This window comes from Parvimonas sp. D9, from assembly GCF_035282565.1.
GTDB lineage: Bacteria > Bacillota > Clostridia > Tissierellales > Peptoniphilaceae > Parvimonas > Parvimonas micra.
The window spans coordinates 1-246 of sequence record NZ_JAYKBM010000234.1 but is presented as its reverse complement, the minus strand read 5'-3'; the positions used below and the strand labels follow the sequence as shown (position 1 = coordinate 246).

Genomic DNA, 246 nt, shown 5'->3' with positions numbered 1-246 from the left:
GAACGTCTTTGGTACGGTCGGCAGCTTTCGCATAGAATTGACCTGCCTCGAACTCCATCAATTCGGCTTGCTTGCGGATTGCATCGAGGCGCAGGTCCCTGAGCAACCAGATGGGGTTGCGCTTGAGGAAGCCTTTGACGTCCTGCCGGGTGATGTAGGGCAACTCCTCCCCAAACTTCTCGCTGTAGGTCTGGAGCAATCGGCGCCGGTGATCCTGCTCTTCGGCGGCCATGGCCTCGAAAGCAC

Annotated in this window: 1 protein-coding gene; it reads right to left on the bottom strand. The window is 58.5% G+C overall.

What is annotated here, in order from left to right; genetic code table 11:
• Positions 1 to 246 (bottom strand): ferritin family protein (locus VJI94_RS08690; protein ID WP_324009083.1); only part of this gene is annotated, 246 nt, incomplete at both ends.